The 18,529-nt window shown below is 45.6% G+C and carries 15 protein-coding genes and 1 pseudogene; 14 read left to right on the top strand and 2 right to left on the bottom strand.

Features of this window, described 5'->3' with window-relative positions:
• The first annotated feature begins 134 nt into the window (after nt 1-134).
• From VA249_RS08945 to VA249_RS08925, 5 genes and pseudogenes are all read left to right on the top strand, one after another.
• Entirely contained in the window at nt 135-3,395 is a 3,261-nt protein-coding gene (locus VA249_RS08945) for a DNA translocase FtsK 4TM domain-containing protein (RefSeq protein ID WP_221067736.1), read from the top strand.
• A gap of 73 nt (nt 3,396-3,468) precedes the next feature.
• Nucleotides 3,469-4,095 carry an outer membrane lipoprotein periplasmic chaperone LolA gene (gene lolA, locus VA249_RS08940; protein ID WP_221067735.1) on the top strand — a complete coding sequence of 209 codons (627 nt, stop codon included), beginning with the start codon at nt 3,469-3,471 and terminating at the stop codon, nt 4,093-4,095.
• A gap of 6 nt (nt 4,096-4,101) precedes the next feature.
• Nucleotides 4,102-5,450, top strand: a pseudogene (locus VA249_RS08935) (replication-associated recombination protein A).
• 90 nt (nt 5,451-5,540) lie between these two features.
• Nucleotides 5,541-6,848, top strand: a complete 1,308-nt coding sequence (gene serS / locus VA249_RS08930) for a serine--tRNA ligase (protein WP_221067734.1) — start codon at nt 5,541-5,543, stop codon at nt 6,846-6,848.
• A gap of 195 nt (nt 6,849-7,043) precedes the next feature.
• Entirely contained in the window at nt 7,044-7,310 is a 267-nt protein-coding gene (locus VA249_RS08925) for a DksA/TraR family C4-type zinc finger protein (RefSeq protein ID WP_221067733.1), read from the top strand.
• A gap of 119 nt (nt 7,311-7,429) precedes the next feature.
• Here VA249_RS08925 and bioA read toward each other — a convergent pair whose 3' ends face one another.
• Entirely contained in the window at nt 7,430-8,707 is a 1,278-nt protein-coding gene (gene bioA, locus VA249_RS08920) for an adenosylmethionine--8-amino-7-oxononanoate transaminase (protein ID WP_221067732.1), read from the bottom strand.
• Between the two features lie 129 nt (nt 8,708-8,836).
• On the opposite strand from bioA, the gene bioB reads away from it, so the two are divergent.
• From bioB to ltrA, 5 genes are all read left to right on the top strand, one after another.
• Complete coding sequence (bioB, locus tag VA249_RS08915) at nt 8,837-9,889, top strand: biotin synthase BioB (RefSeq protein WP_221067731.1); 1,053 nt, start codon at nt 8,837-8,839, stop codon at nt 9,887-9,889.
• Entirely contained in the window at nt 9,876-11,027 is a 1,152-nt protein-coding gene (gene bioF, locus VA249_RS08910) for an 8-amino-7-oxononanoate synthase (protein WP_221067730.1), read from the top strand. Before bioB ends, bioF begins: the two co-directional genes overlap by 14 nt.
• On the top strand, nt 11,027-11,833 hold the full coding sequence (gene bioC / locus VA249_RS08905; protein WP_221067729.1) for a malonyl-ACP O-methyltransferase BioC: 807 nt from the start codon (nt 11,027-11,029) through the stop codon (nt 11,831-11,833). Before bioF ends, bioC begins: the two co-directional genes overlap by 1 nt.
• On the top strand, nt 11,830-12,513 hold the full coding sequence (bioD, locus tag VA249_RS08900; protein ID WP_211916348.1) for a dethiobiotin synthase: 684 nt from the start codon (nt 11,830-11,832) through the stop codon (nt 12,511-12,513). The genes bioC and bioD overlap by 4 nt, the downstream gene beginning before the upstream one ends.
• Nucleotides 12,514-13,131: 618 nt before the next feature.
• Entirely contained in the window at nt 13,132-14,424 is a 1,293-nt protein-coding gene (gene ltrA / locus VA249_RS08895) for a group II intron reverse transcriptase/maturase (protein ID WP_221069908.1), read from the top strand.
• Nucleotides 14,425-14,497: 73 nt separating this feature from the next.
• Here ltrA and VA249_RS08890 read toward each other — a convergent pair whose 3' ends face one another.
• Nucleotides 14,498-14,665, bottom strand: a complete 168-nt coding sequence (locus VA249_RS08890) for a hypothetical protein (RefSeq protein WP_010449198.1) — start codon at nt 14,663-14,665, stop codon at nt 14,498-14,500.
• 304 nt (nt 14,666-14,969) lie between these two features.
• Here VA249_RS08890 and htpX point away from each other — a divergent pair, with 304 nt between their 5' ends.
• The 4 genes from htpX to VA249_RS08870 all read left to right on the top strand — a co-directional run bounded on the left by htpX (nt 14,970) and on the right by VA249_RS08870 (nt 18,529).
• The gene (gene htpX, locus VA249_RS08885; protein ID WP_128810625.1) at nt 14,970-15,839 is read left to right on the top strand and encodes a protease HtpX; all 870 of its coding nucleotides are present in this window, start codon (nt 14,970-14,972) and stop codon (nt 15,837-15,839) included.
• A gap of 226 nt (nt 15,840-16,065) precedes the next feature.
• Entirely contained in the window at nt 16,066-16,485 is a 420-nt protein-coding gene (locus VA249_RS08880; protein ID WP_128810626.1) for a nuclear transport factor 2 family protein, read from the top strand.
• A complete protein-coding gene (locus VA249_RS08875; protein ID WP_211916350.1) occupies nt 16,482-17,207 on the top strand; it encodes an SDR family oxidoreductase in 726 nt (241 codons plus the stop codon). The genes VA249_RS08880 and VA249_RS08875 overlap by 4 nt, the downstream gene beginning before the upstream one ends.
• Before the next feature lie 11 nt (nt 17,208-17,218).
• The gene (locus VA249_RS08870) at nt 17,219-18,529 is read left to right on the top strand and encodes an NAD(P)/FAD-dependent oxidoreductase (protein ID WP_221067728.1); all 1,311 of its coding nucleotides are present in this window, start codon (nt 17,219-17,221) and stop codon (nt 18,527-18,529) included.

Below are 18,529 nucleotides of genomic sequence, written 5' to 3'. Positions count from 1 at the left end.
GGAATAACCTACCGCTTTCGCGATAGATTCATTGGGTTTTTCTCTTTGATATGGTTAAATCAATTTACCGAGCGGCTGATGCCGCTCGGAATGTTTTGTTTATCCCTATTTCATTCCCATATTCAAGTTGATTTATGTTCAAAGAGAACGCAAAGAAAGTCGAAACCATCATTAAAACGAGTGAAGAGCCTCAGTCTTCACGTCTAAATGGCTTCCAACGCTTAAAAGAGTGCTGCTTTATCGTTGGCGTTCTTAGCTCAATATTGCTTGCCGTTGCGCTATTTACTTTCAGTCCAGCCGATCCATCATGGTCTCAAACCGCTTGGGGCGGAGAGATCAATAATGCTGGTGGTCTATTTGGCGCTTGGTTAGCCGATACCTTATTTTTTACCTTTGGCTCTCTCGCATACCCATTACCAGTGTTGCTTACTATCGCTGCTTGGGTGATTTGCCGTAAGCGTTCAGAAGACGATCCTATTGATTTCATGCTTTGGGGAACGCGTCTACTTGGTTTAACCATCCTTATTCTGACAAGTTGTGGCCTTGCAGACGTTAACTTTGATGATATCTGGTATTTCTCTTCAGGCGGCATTGTTGGTGACGTTCTGACAAATCTTGCGCTTCCAACATTGAACGTGTTAGGTACCACGCTTGTTCTGCTCTTTTTGTGGGGGGCAGGCTTTACACTCTTTACCGGTATCTCATGGTTGACGATTGTGGAGTGGTTAGGTGATCGTGCGTTAAGTGTGATTGCAGCAGTGACAAACAAAGCGCGTGGAACAGAACAAGAAACGTTAGAGCCTCAACTCAATGCATTTGCAGAAGATAGAGTTATCACGAAGCGAGTCGATGATGAGCTTGATGATGAACCATTGCCACATATGACGGCTTATGAGGTCGAGGAGCCAAAAGAGGCTTCTACGACGCATGAATACCCAATTTATGTGCCTCAGCCTGCGAGCGTTAATTCTGCGCAGAAAGCGACGGCACACGTCCCTCATCAAGAACCTACGGTTGCTCCTGCATATCACGCTATTGCGGGGAATGTAGACCCAAGCATTGAGCGTACTAAGCAACTTAACGTCACGATTGAAGAGCTTGAAGCCGCCGCGCAACAAGCGGATGACTGGGCAGATGAGTCGCAAGCTGTAAACGAATTTATCGCGCCGAGTATTACACAGCAACAATCGGTTCAATCGACGTCCGCTCATTCTTCACTGTATGTGGAGCCAGCGTCAGTTCAACAACGCACCGAACCGTCGTCAATGAACGAGACAATGGAAGTTGCTCAACCAACATCATTTGTTCCGTTGGGTGATGAACGAAATGAAAATGAGCCAGATTACTCTGACTATGATCAGTATGAAGCGGAGCAAGCCTATCATGGGCAGCATGCACAGCTTCAAGCTACGCAACAACCGTTTTCGCCACAGCAATCTGTTGAAACGCAATCTGTAGAACAGCAATCTGCGCAACAGCATGACCCCGTTATTGATCCAGAAGCATTAACTCAGATCAGTGAGCAAACAGAACCAAGTCATCATATTGAACCAACGATATCAAATTTAGATGTGTTAGATGATGAAGACGACGTGGTTACTGAGCACCAAGTGCAGCCAGGTGCAGTCGCTACTCAACCTTTTATCGCCGACACTGAACAAGTTTCAGAATCGCAATTACATACGTCATTGCCGTCTTCTGAGCAGTCTGTGCAATCAGCAGTGACTACACCCGTTACGCCAGCGTTTGAACCTATTCAAAATGCGGTAGAAATCGAAGAGGTTCAAGAGGGCGATCAAGATGTGGCGGCATTTCAGAATTTAGTCTCGAATGCGCAAGCAAAAGTAGTCGCTAAGCAAAACCCATTCTTAGTACAGAAAGAACATAACTTGCCGGTGCCTGAAGAGCCATTACCGACGCTAGAGCTCTTGTATCATCCAGAAAAACGCGAGAATTTCATTGATCGAGAAGCGCTTGAACAAGTTGCACGTTTGGTGGAAACAAAGCTGGCCGACTACAAGATCAAAGCGGATGTGGTGGGTATTTACCCAGGGCCAGTGATCACTCGCTTCGAATTGGACTTGGCTCCAGGCGTGAAAGTAAGTCGAATCTCAGGCCTGTCTATGGACTTAGCTCGTGCGCTGTCTGCAATGGCAGTTCGTGTCGTTGAAGTGATTCCGGGTAAACCTTATGTTGGTTTAGAATTACCAAATATGAGTCGTCAAACGGTCTATCTTTCTGATGTCATCAGTAGCCCACAATTTGAACAAGCGACATCACCTACGACGGTCGTTCTTGGTCAAGATATCGCCGGTGAAGCCGTTATTGCGGATATCGCTAAAATGCCTCACGTACTCGTAGCGGGTACAACCGGTTCAGGTAAGTCGGTAGGTGTGAACGTTATGATCTTGAGTATGCTTTATAAGGCATCACCAGAAGATCTACGCTTTATCATGATCGACCCGAAAATGCTGGAACTCTCAATTTACGAGGGTATTCCTCATCTTCTTGCTGAAGTTGTAACCGACATGAAAGACGCCTCCAATGCACTGCGTTGGTGTGTGGGAGAAATGGAACGTCGTTATAAACTGATGTCAGCACTGGGCGTACGTAACGTGAAAGGCTTCAATGAGAAGCTGAAAATGGCCGCTGAAGCTGGTCACCCAATTCACGACCCATTCTGGCAAGAGGGCGACAGCATGGACACTGAGCCACCGTTGTTAGAGAAATTGCCTTACATCGTGGTAGTGGTTGACGAATTTGCCGATCTAATGATGGTTGTGGGCAAGAAAGTTGAAGAACTGATCGCGCGTTTGGCACAGAAAGCACGTGCGGCAGGTATTCACTTAATCCTTGCGACCCAACGCCCATCAGTGGACGTTATTACCGGTTTGATCAAAGCAAACATTCCAACACGTGTTGCGTTTACGGTATCAACCAAGACCGACTCGCGCACCATCCTAGACCAAGGTGGTGCAGAATCATTGTTGGGTATGGGTGATATGCTTTACTTACCACCTGGTTCTAGTCACACAACGCGTGTGCACGGTGCGTTTGCTTCAGATGATGATGTTCATGCCGTAGTGAATAACTGGAAAGCGCGTGGTAAACCAAACTACATCGATGAGATTATCAGTGGCGATCAAGGCCCTGAGAGTTTACTCCCAGGAGAGCAAATGGAATCCGATGAAGAGATGGACCCATTGTTCGACCAAGTTGTTGAGCATGTTGTTCAGTCTCGAAGAGGCTCTGTATCAGGTGTGCAACGTCGCTTCAAAATCGGTTACAACCGCGCCGCTCGCATTGTAGAACAACTCGAGGCACAAGGTATTGTTAGTGCTCCTGGTCATAACGGTAACCGTGAAGTTCTAGCGCCAGCGCCACCAAAAGATTAATGAACTTGTCTAACTCACCTCAGTCAAAATGAGGTGAGTTATTTCGGTCTTTGGCCCAATGATAGGTATTTGAATGAAAAAACGATTTTCAGCGACACTTTTCTCCGCATTTGTATTGAGCTTGTCTCTTTTCTCTACAGCACATGCAGCTTCAGCAAAAGATGAACTCAATAAGCGTCTAGCGATGAATGAGGGTTTCAGTGCAGACTTCTCGCAACAGGTGATCAGCCCAGAGGGTGAAACCATCATGGAAGGGGAGGGCTCAGTTGAAATCGCTCGTCCGAGTCTGTTTCGTTGGAGCACAACTTTCCCGGATGAGAACTTGTTGGTATCCGATGGTAAGTCGTTGTGGTATTACAGTCCGTTTATCGAGCAAGTGAGTATCTACGATCAAGCGCAAGCGACCGAACAAACACCTTTTGTTTTGCTTACCCGTAATCGCGCTAGCGACTGGGATAATTACACGATTTCACAAAAAGGCGATCAATTTACCCTTGTTCCAACGGCAATTGACTCCACGCAAGGTCAATTTCAGATTAATATTGATACAAAGGGTGTGGTTAACGGGTTCAAAGTGATTGAGCAAGATGGCCAAAAAGGCCTGTTTGAGTTCAGCAACGTAAAACTCGGTAAGCCTAAAGCAGACAGATTTACATTCACAATCCCAGATGGTGTGGAAGTGGATGACCAAAGGAACTAATTGCTAGTGAGTAATTACACATTAGATTTCTCGGGGGACGAAGATTTTCGTCCCCTTGCTGCTCGTATGAGACCGGAAACCATTGAACAATACATTGGCCAGCAGCATATTCTTGGGCCGGGTAAACCACTGCGCCGTGCGTTAGAGGCTGGGCATATTCATTCTATGATTCTTTGGGGCCTCCCGGTACTGGGAAAACCACTCTTGCGGAAGTCGCGGCAAATTATGCCAATGCCGAAGTGGAGCGTGTTTCTGCGGTAACCTCTGGTGTGAAAGAAATTCGTGCTGCTATCGAGAAAGCACGTGAAAATAAAATGGCAGGCCGTCGTACAATCCTATTTGTGGATGAGGTGCATCGCTTCAATAAATCACAGCAAGATGCGTTTTTGCCGCACATTGAAGATGGCACGGTGACTTTTATTGGTGCGACAACAGAGAACCCATCTTTCGAATTGAATAACGCGTTATTGTCTCGCGCCCGTGTTTATAAGCTCACATCGTTAGACAAAGATGAAATCTTATTAGCGCTCAATCAAGCTATCAATGATAAGCAGCGTGGCTTAGGTGATACGCCAGCCCACTTTGCTGACAATGTACTTGATCGCTTAGCTGAATTGGTAAACGGTGACGCTCGCATGTCACTTAATTATCTTGAGCTACTCTATGATATGGCTGAAGACAATGCGCAAGGCGAAAAAGAGATCACATTAAAGTTGCTTGCGGAAGTGGCAGGTGAAAAGGTGTCACGTTTCGATAAAAAAGGTGACATTTGGTATGATCTGATTTCTGCCGTACATAAGTCGATTCGTGGCTCTAACCCAGATGCGGCGCTTTATTGGGCGGCGCGTATGATAGCGGCAGGTTGTGACCCACTGTATATCGCACGTCGATTACTCGCGATTGCATCTGAGGATGTCGGCAATGCGGATCCTCGTGCAATGCAAGTGGCACTCTCTGCATGGGATTGTTTTACGAGAGTTGGTCCGGCTGAGGGCGAGCGAGCCATTGCTCAGGCGATTGTCTACCTCGCATGTGCACCAAAGAGCAATGCGGTATACGTTGCGTGGAAACAAGCGCTCACAGACGCTCATAACCTCCCTGAATATGAAGTGCCGCATCACTTACGAAATGCCCCAACGAACTTAATGAAAGACATGGGGTATGGTGCTGAGTATCGTTACGCACATGATGAACCGGGGGCGTACGCGGCTGGTGAGCAATATTTACCACCAGAAATGGGCGAACGTAAGTATTATCAGCCAACAAATCGTGGTCTAGAGACCAAAATTGGCGAAAAGTTAGATTACTTGGCTACTTTAGATGCAAATAGCCCACAAAAGCGCTATGAAAAGTAGGCGTTTTTGGATACATTTATTCGATAAATTTTAAAGCGTGCCTGTTCGGATAAGGCGCGTGATTTCACAACAAAAAGCATAGGATTAACAATGCTGGATTCTAAATTACTTCGTACAGAGCTGGATGAAACAGCTGCTAAACTGGCGCGTCGTGGCTTTAAGCTAGACGTAGAGACTATTCGTAAACTTGAAGAACAACGTAAGTCCATTCAAGTAGAAGTTGAAAATTTACAATCCACGCGTAACTCCATCTCCAAGCAAATCGGCCAGAAAATGGCGGCTGGCGATAAAGAAGGCGCAGAAGAAATCAAGAAACAAATCGGTACGCTAGGTAGCGATCTTGATGCGAAGAAAGTTGAGCTTGACCAAGTTATGGCTCAACTTGATGAGTTCACTCTTTCTGTACCAAACATCCCTGCAGATGAAGTGCCAGATGGTAAAGATGAAAATGACAACGTAGAGATCTCTCGTTGGGGTGAGCCAAAAACTTACGATTTCGAATTGAAAGACCACGTTGACCTAGGTGAAATGGGTGGCGGTCTAGACTTTGCAAGCGCAGTTAAAATCACTGGCGCGCGTTTCATTGTGATGAAAGGTCAATTTGCTCGTCTACACCGTGCAATCGCTCAGTTCATGCTTGATCTTCACACAGAAGAGCACGGCTACACAGAAATGTACGTACCTTACCTAGTTAACTCTGACAGCCTATTCGGTACTGGTCAGCTGCCTAAGTTTGGTAAAGATCTTTTCCACACTGAGCCACTAGTTGAAAAAGTGAACGATGAAGAGCCTCGTAAACTGTCTCTGATCCCAACAGCAGAAGTGCCTGTAACTAACCTAGTACGTGATACGATTTCTGACGAAGCGGATCTACCGCTTAAGATGACGGCGCACACGCCATGCTTCCGTTCTGAAGCGGGTTCTTACGGTCGTGATACTCGTGGTCTGATTCGTATGCACCAGTTCGATAAAGTTGAGCTAGTACAAATCACTAAGCCAGAAGATTCAATGAACGCGCTAGAAGAGCTAACAGGTCACGCTGAGAAAGTTCTACAACTTCTAGAACTTCCTTACCGTAAAGTGGTTCTATGTACGGGTGATATGGGCTTTGGTTCTCACAAAACTTACGACCTAGAAGTGTGGGTTCCTGCTCAAGGCACATACCGTGAGATTTCTTCATGTTCTAACATGTGGGACTTCCAAGCTCGTCGTATGCAAGCACGTTTCCGTCGTAAAGGCGAGAAGAAACCTGAACTTGTGCACACGCTAAACGGTTCTGGTCTAGCGGTAGGTCGTACCATGGTTGCAATCCTAGAAAACAACCAAGAAGCAGACGGCCGCATTGCAATCCCAACAGTACTTCAGAAATACATGGGCGGCGCAACGCACATCGGTTAATTTATTAATCTTCAGAACACCAAAACCCAGCCTCCGTGCTGGGTTTTTTGTATCAGTGTTGAGTTAAGATTAACTATTACAAATAGGTAATAGTGTTTTTAAATTTGCTCTAATTATTTTGCTATTTGTAATCGATATAATCATCCACCTTACCACGGTAAGTAGATTTTCTCATTCAAGTAACGAGGAGGGCTTATGGCCGTAGGGTGGGCAAATGACGATAGCGTCAGCCAACAAATTCAAAATACCATAGACGATGAGATATCACGTGTTCGGGGCAGTATCCACCAGGGCGAAAGTGCCCAATACTGTGATGAATGCGGCGATAAGATTCCTGATGCGCGTCGAACTGCAATGAAAGGTGTTCGTTTATGTATCGAATGCCAATCCACACTAGAACTGGTGTCTGAGCGTCATGCATTATTCAATCGACGAGCGAGTAAAGACAGTCAACTTCGATAGTTGTAATTATCTATTTAACAATCAGACAAGTGGCCTGATAAAAAACGGTTTGAGTGACATGCTCAAACCGTTCTTGTTTTAATCTTTTCTACATATTCTTTGAATTTAAAGAGAACGAATTAGGCAAAGCAATCTTCACGTTGAAGTGCTGCATCAATGGCATTCACCAACTTCTCAATGTGGCTCGGATTACTGATGAATGGCGGCATCATGTAAATCAGTTTGCCAAATGGACGAATCCAAACACCATGCTCAACAAAGAAAGCTTGGATGGTTTCCATATTCACGGGACGATGGGTTTCCACAACACCAATTGCACCAAGCCAGCGCGTATTCTTAACTAAATCGTATTGCTCTAACTTCGGTAATAACTCAGAAAACAACATTTCAATTTGTTTTGTTTGGTGTTTCCATTCCCCTTGTTCTATGAGCTCTAAACTTGCTGTCGCTACGGCGCAAGCAAGTGGGTTACCCATAAAGGTTGGGCCATGCATGAAGCAACCAGCCTCGCCCCCGCATACTGTGTCTGCCACATGCTTACTAGTAAGTGTGGCGGAGAGTGTCATATAGCCGCCTGTCAGCGCTTTACCGATACACAGAATATCAGGCTGAATATTGGCGTGCTCACAAGCAAACAGTTTTCCTGTACGACCAAACCCGGTGGCGATTTCATCCGCGATCAGTAATAGCCCGTGTTTATCACAAAGCCGACGGACACCTTTCAAGAATTCTGGGTGGTAAATACGCATTCCACCGGCACCTTGCACGATAGGTTCTAGGATTACGGCAGCAAGTTCATGGCTGTGCTGTGTGATCTTCTGTTCGAAATCTTGTAAGTCTTCTGGTTGCCACTCATCCCAATACCCGCATGCAGGTGACTCGGCAAAAATATGCTCAGGTAGAAAGCCTTTGTAGAGCGAATGCATGGAGTTGTCCGGGTCGGTGACCGACATGGCCGCAAACGTATCACCATGATAGCCGTGTCGCAAAGTTAGAAATTTTGGTCTGCGTTCGCCTTTCGCATGCCAATATTGCAGTGCCATTTTTAAGCTTACTTCCACGGCAACAGAGCCAGAGTCCGCAAGAAACACATGCTCAAGGTTACTTGATGTCAGAGAAAGAAGTTTTTTGCACAAGTTAATGGCGGGTTGGTGGGTAATGCCGCCAAACATCACGTGAGAAACCTGATCAATTTGTTGATGAGCGGCTTGGTTTAAATGTGGATGGTTGTAGCCGTGAATGGTTGACCACCATGACGACATGCCATCTATCAACTCTGTTCCATCCTCTAGTTTTAGGTACACGCCATGTGCGGAAGCAACAGGGTAGCAGGTCAGAGGTGTTAGTGTTGAAGTATAGGGATGCCAGATGTGCTGGCGATCGAACGCGAGATCCATGTGCTATTCCAATAATGTGTAGATTAAAAAATAAACAAACGTAAACTTTTCAATTTGTTGTTGTGTTGACAGTTTATCGAGACTCAGTAGACTGTCAACACAACAACAAAAGTGACTAAAGGAATACACGTGGAAGTTCGTCATAACTGGACGCATGCTGAAGTACGAGAACTGATGGAAAAACCTTTCATGGATCTTCTATTTGAAGCTCAGCTTGTTCATCGCCAATATCAACAAACCAACCATGTTCAAGTAAGTACGCTCCTATCAATTAAAACCGGTGCCTGTCCGGAAGACTGTAAGTACTGTCCGCAAAGTGCTCGATACACCACCGACATAGAAAAAGAACGTCTAATGGAGGTTGATCGCGTGTTGGATGCCGCGCTAAAAGCCAAGAATGCTGGGTCGACGCGCTTCTGTATGGGTGCTGCGTGGAAGAACCCTAAAGAGCGTGACATGCCACATTTGACAGACATGATCAAAGGCGTGAAAGAGATGGGTTTAGAAACATGTATGACCCTTGGTATGTTAACGCCAGATCAGGCGAATCAACTTGCGGCGGCGGGTCTTGACTACTACAACCACAACCTCGACACCTCGCCGGAGTTTTACGGCAACATCATTACCACACGCACCTATCAAGATCGTTTGAATACCCTGTCTCATGTTCGTGATGCGGGTATGAAGATCTGTTCCGGCGGTATCATTGGTATGGGAGAAAGTGCGAATGATCGTGCAGGTTTGTTTGTCGAGTTGGCGAACTTGCCAGTGCACCCTGAAAGTGTCCCAATCAACATGTTAGTAAAAGTCAAAGGCACGCCTTTAGAGAAAGTCGAAGATGTTGAGCCGTTTGATTTCATTCGGTTAATTGCTGTCGCCCGAATCATGATGCCTCAATCGGCTGTTCGTTTATCCGCAGGTCGTGAAAATATGAACGAGCAAATGCAAACACTGTGCTTTATGGCTGGAGCAAACTCGGTTTTCTATGGTTGTAAGCTGCTGACAACACCAAATCCATCAGAAGATAAAGACATGATGTTATTCAGTAAACTGGGTATCAACCGTCAAGAGGTCTCCCAAAAACCGGATGAAATTGAAGAAAACGAATTGCTGGATCGCGTGGTAGAGCGTGTCGCAGCAAGACCAACAAAAGACGATTTGTTCTACGATGCCAGCGTTTAAGAGTCGTATTGAGTCTGCACTTGCTGAACGAAAAAAATCGGGGCTTAACCGAACCATGAATGTGGTGTTTTCTGGTAACCAATCGATTTTGGAAAATGATGGAAAACGCTACATCAATTTTTCCAGTAATGACTATTTAGGATTAGCGAATGATCAGGCGCTCGTCCATGCATGGCAACAAGGACTCAGTGTTTACGGAAGTGGCAGTGGTGCATCACCCATGGTGACAGGATTTAGCGCATCTCATAGTAATCTTGAAGCGGCGCTTACCGAGTGGCTTGGTTATGAGAGGGCAATCCTATTTGGCTCAGGCTTCAGTGCCAATCAAGCTTTACTATTTACGTTATTAGATAAATCTGACGTACTGATACAAGACCGATTGAACCACGCCTCTCTGATGGAGGCTGGTGCGTTATCTCCAGCGAAGATGAAGCGCTTTAAACACAACGATATAAAACACCTTGAGTCGATGCTTGATGGCGAAAGTAATCATCTGGTTGTGACGGAGGGTGTATTCAGTATGGATGGGGATTGCGCCCCCCTCAAAGGCATCGCTGCTGTCACTCAAGCGCCCAATAAGTGGTTAGCGGTAGACGATGCGCATGGTATCGGAGTGTTAGGAGAATCGGGAGGTGGCTCCTGCGAGTTATCGAATATCAAACCCGAGATCTTAGTCGTTACTTTCGGTAAAGCCTTTGGCATGTCGGGTGCGGCAATTTTGTGTGATGCAAGCACTGGGGACTTTTTAACGCAGTTTGCAAAACACCATGTGTATTCTACCGCGATGCCACCGGCCCAAGCCTACGCGCTGATACATGCCGTGAGTATGGTTCAGCAGCAGTCGTGGCGTCGAGAGAAGTTGACGGAGCTTAGCCAATATTACCAAGAATATTTGGGGGAATTATCCGGTTTTGTCGACACGCAGACTCCCATCAAACCGTTTGTTATTGGTGAGCCGGAATTAACATTGAATGTAGCAAAATTATGTCGAAATAACGGAATATGGGTCACGGCTATTCGTCCTCCCACTGTGCCAAAAGGCACATCAAGACTTCGTATCACGCTCACTTCAAATCACAGTAAAGAACAAATAAAAACGCTTTCAATCGCCTTAAAGCAAGCATTAGGAGAGCGATAATGGAAAATGCACAACGTATAGTATTTGAAAATTATCATATGAATAAAGAAGCCATTGCCACATCTTTTGGTAAAGCTGCCGAAACGTATGATAAGCATGCAGCATTTCAACGCGATGTGGGATGTCGCTTGCTCGATAAACTTCCGAGCGATTTGTCCAATAAGCGGATTTTGGATTTAGGCTGTGGCACTGGTTATTTTTCTCATCTTCTGAGAGAACGCGGAGCAGAAGTTGTTTGTGCGGATATCTCTCAAGCGATGCTCGATAAGGCAAAGCAGCGTTGTGGTGAGGAACGAATGCACTATGAACTGGCTGATGCAGAGAATTTGCCGTTTGATGATGATAGTTTTGATTATGTATTTTCGAGTCTTGCGCTTCAATGGTGTGTGGATTTGAGTTCCCCTTTAAGAGAAATTCGCCGAGTCTTAAAGGAGGGAGGGCAGGGATACTTTACGACATTATTGGATGGTTCCCTGTATGAGTTGCGTGAGGCGTGGTCAAAAATTGATGCATATCAACACGTGAATAACTTTGTTAGCAGCAATCAGGTAAAAATTGCGTTAGCGCAATCTTGGTGCCACAACCATCATCTAGACTTGACCACCATCACAGTTTGGTATGATTCAGCGTTTTCTGTAATGCGTGATCTCAAAGGCATTGGTGCAAATCACGTAAGTGGACGCTCACATGGTTTGACAAGTCGTCGCACATTATTACAAGTTGAGCATGCGTACCAAGCATTTAGAAACGATCAAGGTCTTTTACCTGCAAGTTATCAGGTTTGTTTTGGAGTAATACATCTATGATTGATGCTTTTTTTATTGCTGGTACGGATACTGATGTTGGTAAAACGGTAGCGTCGAAAGCTATTCTGCAAGCATTAGCAGAAAAAGGATTAAATACTATTGGTTACAAACCAGTAGCATCAGGCAGTGATAAAACTGCCGAAGGTTTACGAAACTCTGACGCGTTGCATTTACAAAACGCAGCTACGTTAGAGGTGGCTTATGACGATGTGAATCCATACGCTTTGGAATTACCAGCTTCTCCTCACATCGCAGCAAAGCACGAACATGTAGAAATCAAATATGAAGTGCTGAGTGAAAAGCTCGCTCAACACAAAGAACAATCAGACATCGTTCTTGTTGAAGGTGCTGGTGGTTGGCGTGTACCTGTATCAGATACAGATAGCCTTTCGACTTGGGTACAGCAAGAACAGCTTCCGGTCGTTCTGGTTGTAGGTATCAAGCTGGGTTGTTTGAGCCACGCACTGTTAACCGCAGAGATCATCAAAGCGGATGGTTTGAATCTCGTTGGCTGGGTGGCAAACCGAGTAAACCCTGGTACCGAGCATTATGCTGAGATTATCGATATGCTAGAAGATCGCCTTGATGCCCCTAAACTTGGCGAAATCCCTTATATTCCAAGTGCGAAGCGTAAAGATCTAGGCAAATACATTAACGTTGAGCCGTTGCTGAACGCATAAAGGCTTCGCGATTCAATAAATACAAAAAGGGCTGCGCAATGCAGCCCTTTTCTCATGGTGCGCCGAGCATGGCGTTGATCTAGGAGGTGAAAGTCCTCTACGGGCTCAGTCGAGCGAGAACCGTTAGCCTATGCAAGGGTGTTCACTGTGAGGTGAAATCTGAAGGAAGCAAATGGCAAAACTTGGTTGTGACGAACAGAAATCTGATAGTAGGTCACTACAACTTGGGCAACCTAGCCATAGATAGAATAGCCCAATGCCTCGGCGGGAAGTGTGTAGTGATAAATCAGGCACGGCCAAGGGAAAGAGCAACGTCTTACCTCGGGAGATCTTATTGTCTGTCTCGATAGAGACTAATGCAGTAGTGATGCTGTGTGACGGGCAATAAGAAGTCAGCAGAGGGCATAGTACCTTGAGACTGTACAACTTAAGGGAAGGCCTGAACTGAATATATCAAGAAGCAGTCACTAGACACTCAATCATGTGGAGTCATAGCAAGATGGACATCATCTCTACGTCCCAATGGGCGATACCGCAAGTAAAGCTCACGGTGACGAAGAATGACAAGCATGGTCGGCGTAGACAGGAGGACGAGTCTTGGTGACCTCAACTTCGTTGATGGAACAAATCTGTTCCTCAACCAACCTGAATCAAGCTCTACGAAGAGTGAAGAAGAACAGGGGATGTGCAGGTGTCGACAAACTCGACATAGATGCAACTATCTTTAAGCTTCGACAAGCTTCAAACGGGCAAGCGCTTCGCCAGAGTCTTCTGGTTGGAAGCTACCAACCTCAACCCGTTCTTGGTGTGGAAATCCCCAAACCTAGTGGTGGCGTCAGGCAACTAGGTATCCCAACAGTGCTCGATAGAATTGTCCAACAGGCAATCACTTCAGTGCTGTCAGATATCTATGAAGCTAAGTTCTCCAATAGCAGTTACGGATTTAGACCCAACCGCAGTGCACATCATGCGCTAGCGGCAGCCAGTCGCTACATCCGAGAGGGGCGAGGTTATGTAGTAGATATCGACCTAGCGAAATACTTCGATACCGTTAATCACGATAGACTGATGCACAGACTGTCAGAGGATGTCGCGGATAAACGAGTGTTGAAGCTCATCAGGTCATATCTACAGGCAGGCATAATGCGAAACGGTTTAGTCGAACAGAGACAACGAGGGACACCACAGGGTGGCCCATTATCTCCGTTGCTATCCAATATCGTATTAGATGAACTGGATAAAGAGCTAGAGCGTAGAGGGCATAAGTTCTGTCGATATGCAGACGACTGTCAAATCTATGTTGGTAGTGAGGAAGCCGCTTATCGAGTTAAAGAGTCGATAACGGAGTACTTGGAGCAAAAACTGAAACTCACGGTAAACCGAGAGAAAAGTGCAGCAACAAGAGTGACAGAGCGAGCTTACCTAAGCCACCGCTTCGGGATAGATGGGGCAATCCATATATCGAAGCCAGCGCAAACTCAAATGAAGACGCGAGTGCGGCAGATAACGAAGCGAAACCGAGGTCGAGAGTTAAAGGTGATAATCGCCGAGTTAACTCAATACCTAAGAGGTTGGCAACACTACTTCAAACTCGCCATACGGAAGAGCAGCATGAAGCGCTTGGACGAATGGATACGGCGACGGCTAAGATGCTATCGACTTAAGCAACGCAAACACAGATACGGCATAGCGACATGGTTACAGCGACAAGGTGTAACAGAGCGTAATGCGTGGAAGTTAGCGATGTCAGATAAAGGTTGGTGGCGGCTAGCATTAACGCCGCAGACAAATCACGCTATGCCAACAAAATGGTTCGAGGAGTTGGGTCTGTACTCGTTGCGAGATGGGTATGAGTCACTAAAAGTATATTCGGAACCGCCGTATGCGACCCACGCTTGTACGGTGGTGTGAGAGGACGGAGGCCGTGAGGCCTCCTCCTACTCGATTAAACTTTTGTGTCTAATCGTAAGATCCGACGCTCAGTTTATTTTTCTTGGCTAAGCCCCATCAAAGCTTGCTGTGTTTCAGCAACGCGCTTTGACATGTGAGCGTCAGTTGAAATACCAAGTTGTTGTTTTGCCTCATCCTCTGAGATACCTAGATGACAACAAAGTAGATCGATAGCCATTTGATAGTCGTTAGTTTCTACCATGATTTTTCCCTCAAGACATGGAAGTTTGGAGCTGCTTTATTGTCCTTAAAGCTCGCCCCGTTTCGTTCATCTAAGCTGAATCTAGCACGTACAGATAGTCGCACAATAAGACCAAAGTCTATACTGGCACTAACATACTGTTTTTAGAGCGAGTTAATTTTAAGTTTTATTTCATTCTCGAAAACAAATGTTGCAATTTATTGCTTAACCTTGTTTTTAACCACGTTAGACTATATCTATAACGCAACGAAGCTCGAATCCATTTTGAGCTTCATAAAACTATAAGCTTCCTCGGAGAAAAGTAATGAAGCGAATTATGTTATTCCTAGCAACTAACCTAGCCGTTGTGCTTGTGCTTAGTGTTGTTCTGAATATTGTTTACGCTGTAACTGGAATGCAACCTGGCAGCCTTTCTGGCTTGTTAGTGATGGCTGCGGTATTTGGTTTTGGTGGTGCATTCATCTCTTTGATGATGTCAAAAGGCATGGCACTACGCTCTGTTGGCGGTATGGTTATCGAAACTCCGCGTAATGAAACAGAACATTGGTTGCTAGAAACAGTCGGTCGTCAAGCTCAACAAGCGGGTATCGGTATGCCGACGGTTGCTATTTATGATGCAGCCGACATCAACGCATTTGCCACGGGAGCAAAACGTGATGATTCATTAGTGGCGGTTTCAACCGGTCTTTTGCATAACATGACGCGCGATGAAGCAGAGGCGGTATTGGCACACGAAGTCAGCCACATTGCGAATGGTGATATGGTAACCATGACGCTGATGCAAGGCGTGGTAAACACATTTGTTATCTTCTTGTCTCGTTTCATCGCAAACATCGTTGCTTCGAATGATGATGAAGAAGGCCAAGGTACAAACATGATGGTTTACTTTGGTGTCTCTATGGTGCTTGAACTGGTATTCGGTTTCCTAGCGAGCTTCCTAACCATGTGGTACAGCCGTCATCGTGAATTTTACGCAGATGCGGGTGCGGCGAAGTTGGTAGGTAAAGAGAAAATGATTGCTGCATTAGAACGTTTGAAAATGAGCCATGAATCTCAACTCGATGGTACTATGATGGCATTTGGTATCAACGGTAAACGCTCTATGACAGAGCTTTTAATGAGCCACCCTCCATTAGACAAGCGTATTGCGGCATTACGTAGCCAGCAGTACTAAGATACTTTTTGCAAAGTAATCGCCTATACTAACTAATAATATTCTGAAAAGGCTTGGTTTTTTAACCAAGCCTTTTTTGTATCTGTTGATCTCTGAGCGACGCCACTGCGTATCAAGTTACAGAAACAAAGTTATACAAAAATAATTTTGTACAACTTTATTAGCTAAACTATCTTGTACATATAATAAATTTGTACAACTACTGGCAAAAAGTAGGAGCATTGAAATGGATATTCAATCAGTTGGCAATATTTACCAGAATTTAAGTAAGGCGAATTTGCACTTGCTTGAAGAGGTTTATCATCAAGATGTCGTGTTTGAAGACGCCGCTCATCGCCTCGAGGGATGGCCTGCGTTGTCTGATTATTTTCAATCTTTGTACACCAATGTGATTCGTTGTGACTTTACTATTCATGACCACCAACAGGTTGGTGATACTGGATTTTTAACGTGGACGATGGATCTTCAGCATCCCAAACTTCAAAAGGGCGCCCCGATTTCAGTGAATGGGGTATCGCATCTCAAATTTGATGAGGGTCAGGTGATTTACCATCGAGACTACTTTGATTTGGGAGAAATGCTGTATGAAAACCTCCCTTTGCTTGGATCGGTAGTGAAAACCATTAAGCAGAGGTTGGGGCAATGAGTCGTGCGATCCTCATTACAGGCGCGACCTCTGGGATCGGGAAGCAGCTTGCTGTGGACTACGCTAAACAGGGATGGAAAGTGCTTGCTTGTGGGCGCAATCAACAAGTGCTGTCTGAGTTAGAAGAGACATCACATAACATCGTCTCCTTGCGTTTCGATGTGACCGACTATGACGAGACGATAAGAACGTTATCCACCTTACCATTCACACCAGATACTTGGTTTTTTAACGCAGGTGACTGCGAGTATATGGATAACGGAGTCGTAGATGCGAAACTTATGGCGCGAGTAATGAACGTGAACGTCATTGGCATCGCAAACTGTGTTGAAGCATGTCAATCCCAGTTTCAACGAGGGCATCGCGTTGTTATTGTCGGCTCTATTGCGTCGGAAGTGGCTTTACCTAGAGCAGAGGCATATGGCGCATCGAAAGCAGCAGTAAGTTACTTTGCCCGAACCTTGGCTGTCGATTTGAAGCCTAAAGGTATCAACGTTGTGACGGTTTTTCCTGGATTCGTTGAAACCCCCCTTACCGACAGAAACACATTTGACATGCCAATGATCGTTTCAGTTGTTCAGGCGTCAGAAGCAATTCGAAATCAACTCAACGCCAACAAGAGTCACATTTATTTCCCCGCGAGATTTACCGGTATTTTACGCTTGATCTCGTTGCTTCCCTATAGCTGGCAAGCCCGGTTAACCGCAAAACTCGTATCCTAAGAGGAAAAAGCATGAATACAGTAGAAAGAAAGAAAATTGCGATCGTAGGAACGGGTATATCGGGCCTAACATGTGGCTATTACTTGCACAAAGCCCATGACGTAACGTTATTCGAAGCTAATGATTATATTGGAGGGCATACTGCGACAGTGGATGTTAACGTAGACGGTCGGGATTACGCCATTGATACAGGCTTTATTGTGTACAACGACCGTACTTACCCCAACTTCATTCGCTTGATGAACGAGATTGGCGTAGATGGGCTGCCGACTCAAATGAGCTTCAGCGTGAGAAATGACAGTAACGGTTTAGAATATAACGGTCATACGGTGTCGACCTTATTCGCACAAAAACGTAATTGGGCGAACCCCAAGTTCTATCGGTTTATTTTTGAGATTCTGAGATTCAATAAGCTAGCTAAAGCTTTCGCAAGTGAGGGAGCTTCGAATTCTCAAACGTTGGGAGAGTTCTTAGATGAGCATCATTTCAGCGAATTTTTTACTGATAACTATATTTTGCCGATGGGGGCTGCGATTTGGTCTTCGACATTGGCAGACATGCGTGCGTTCCCATTAATGTTCTTCCTGCGCTTTTTCCTCAATCACGGGTTGTTGGATATCACCAATCGTCCTCAATGGTATGTCATTAAAGGTGGCTCCCGATCTTACATTCCGCCTTTGACTCAAGGTTTTGCTGATAACATTCGTCTGAACAGTCCGGTTGAGAAAGTCGTGCGCAACGAGAAAGGGGTTGGTGTTCAGGTTCACGGTCAGATGCACTGGTTTGACGATGTGATCTTCGCTTGCCACAGTGATCAAGCAATGCGAATGCTCGGTGACATTAGCCCGGTGGAGCACGGCATTTTAGGTGATATGGCTTATCAAGCTAATGAGGTCATCCTGCATACTGATACAAGCGTGCTCCCTCAACGCAAGGCTGCTTGGGCTTCTTGGAACTACCGACTGGACGGGAGCAAGGATGAGCAGAAAAGATTACCGTCTTTGACTTACAACATGAACATTCTTCAGCATATACAATCCGAGCACACTTTCTGTGTCACGTTAAACAGTTCTGAATCCATCGAATCAGGCAAGATCCTCCGTGCTTTTACGTATCATCATCCCGTCTTCACGACGGAATCTATAGCGGCCCAACAGCGGAAAAAAGAAATACAAGGCGTGCGAAACACGTGGTTTTGTGGCGCTTATTGGTACAACGGTTTTCATGAAGACGGTGTACGAAGCGCCGTTGACGTAGTGAAAGGGCTAGAAGACAAGTACCGCGAGCAAAATATCGTTCCTTTTGAGAAAGGTGCTGCGTGA

The organism is Vibrio alfacsensis (genome assembly GCF_019670485.1).
Lineage (GTDB): Bacteria > Pseudomonadota > Gammaproteobacteria > Enterobacterales > Vibrionaceae > Vibrio > Vibrio alfacsensis.
Note: the sequence above shows the minus strand (reverse complement) of the source record. Positions and strands in the feature narration are given on the sequence as shown.

What these genes read in the sequence shown, in the direction of transcription:
- VA249_RS08890 (WP_010449198.1), bottom strand. Translation starts at nt 14,665, where the DNA reads ATGGTAGAAACTAACGACTATCAAATGGCTATCGATCTACTTTGTTGT.
- bioA (WP_221067732.1), bottom strand. Translation starts at nt 8,707, where the DNA reads ATGGATCTCGCGTTCGATCGCCAGCACATCTGGCATCCCTATACTTCA.
- VA249_RS08945 (WP_221067736.1), top strand. Translation starts at nt 135, where the DNA reads ATGTTCAAAGAGAACGCAAAGAAAGTCGAAACCATCATTAAAACGAGT.
- bioD (WP_211916348.1), top strand. Translation starts at nt 11,830, where the DNA reads ATGATTGATGCTTTTTTTATTGCTGGTACGGATACTGATGTTGGTAAA.
- VA249_RS08925 (WP_221067733.1), top strand. Translation starts at nt 7,044, where the DNA reads ATGGCCGTAGGGTGGGCAAATGACGATAGCGTCAGCCAACAAATTCAA.
- VA249_RS08870 (WP_221067728.1), top strand. Translation starts at nt 17,219, where the DNA reads ATGAATACAGTAGAAAGAAAGAAAATTGCGATCGTAGGAACGGGTATA.
- VA249_RS08880 (WP_128810626.1), top strand. Translation starts at nt 16,066, where the DNA reads ATGGATATTCAATCAGTTGGCAATATTTACCAGAATTTAAGTAAGGCG.
- VA249_RS08875 (WP_211916350.1), top strand. Translation starts at nt 16,482, where the DNA reads ATGAGTCGTGCGATCCTCATTACAGGCGCGACCTCTGGGATCGGGAAG.
- serS (WP_221067734.1), top strand. Translation starts at nt 5,541, where the DNA reads ATGCTGGATTCTAAATTACTTCGTACAGAGCTGGATGAAACAGCTGCT.
- lolA (WP_221067735.1), top strand. Translation starts at nt 3,469, where the DNA reads ATGAAAAAACGATTTTCAGCGACACTTTTCTCCGCATTTGTATTGAGC.
- ltrA (WP_221069908.1), top strand. Translation starts at nt 13,132, where the DNA reads ATGGAACAAATCTGTTCCTCAACCAACCTGAATCAAGCTCTACGAAGA.
- bioC (WP_221067729.1), top strand. Translation starts at nt 11,027, where the DNA reads ATGGAAAATGCACAACGTATAGTATTTGAAAATTATCATATGAATAAA.
- htpX (WP_128810625.1), top strand. Translation starts at nt 14,970, where the DNA reads ATGAAGCGAATTATGTTATTCCTAGCAACTAACCTAGCCGTTGTGCTT.
- bioF (WP_221067730.1), top strand. Translation starts at nt 9,876, where the DNA reads ATGCCAGCGTTTAAGAGTCGTATTGAGTCTGCACTTGCTGAACGAAAA.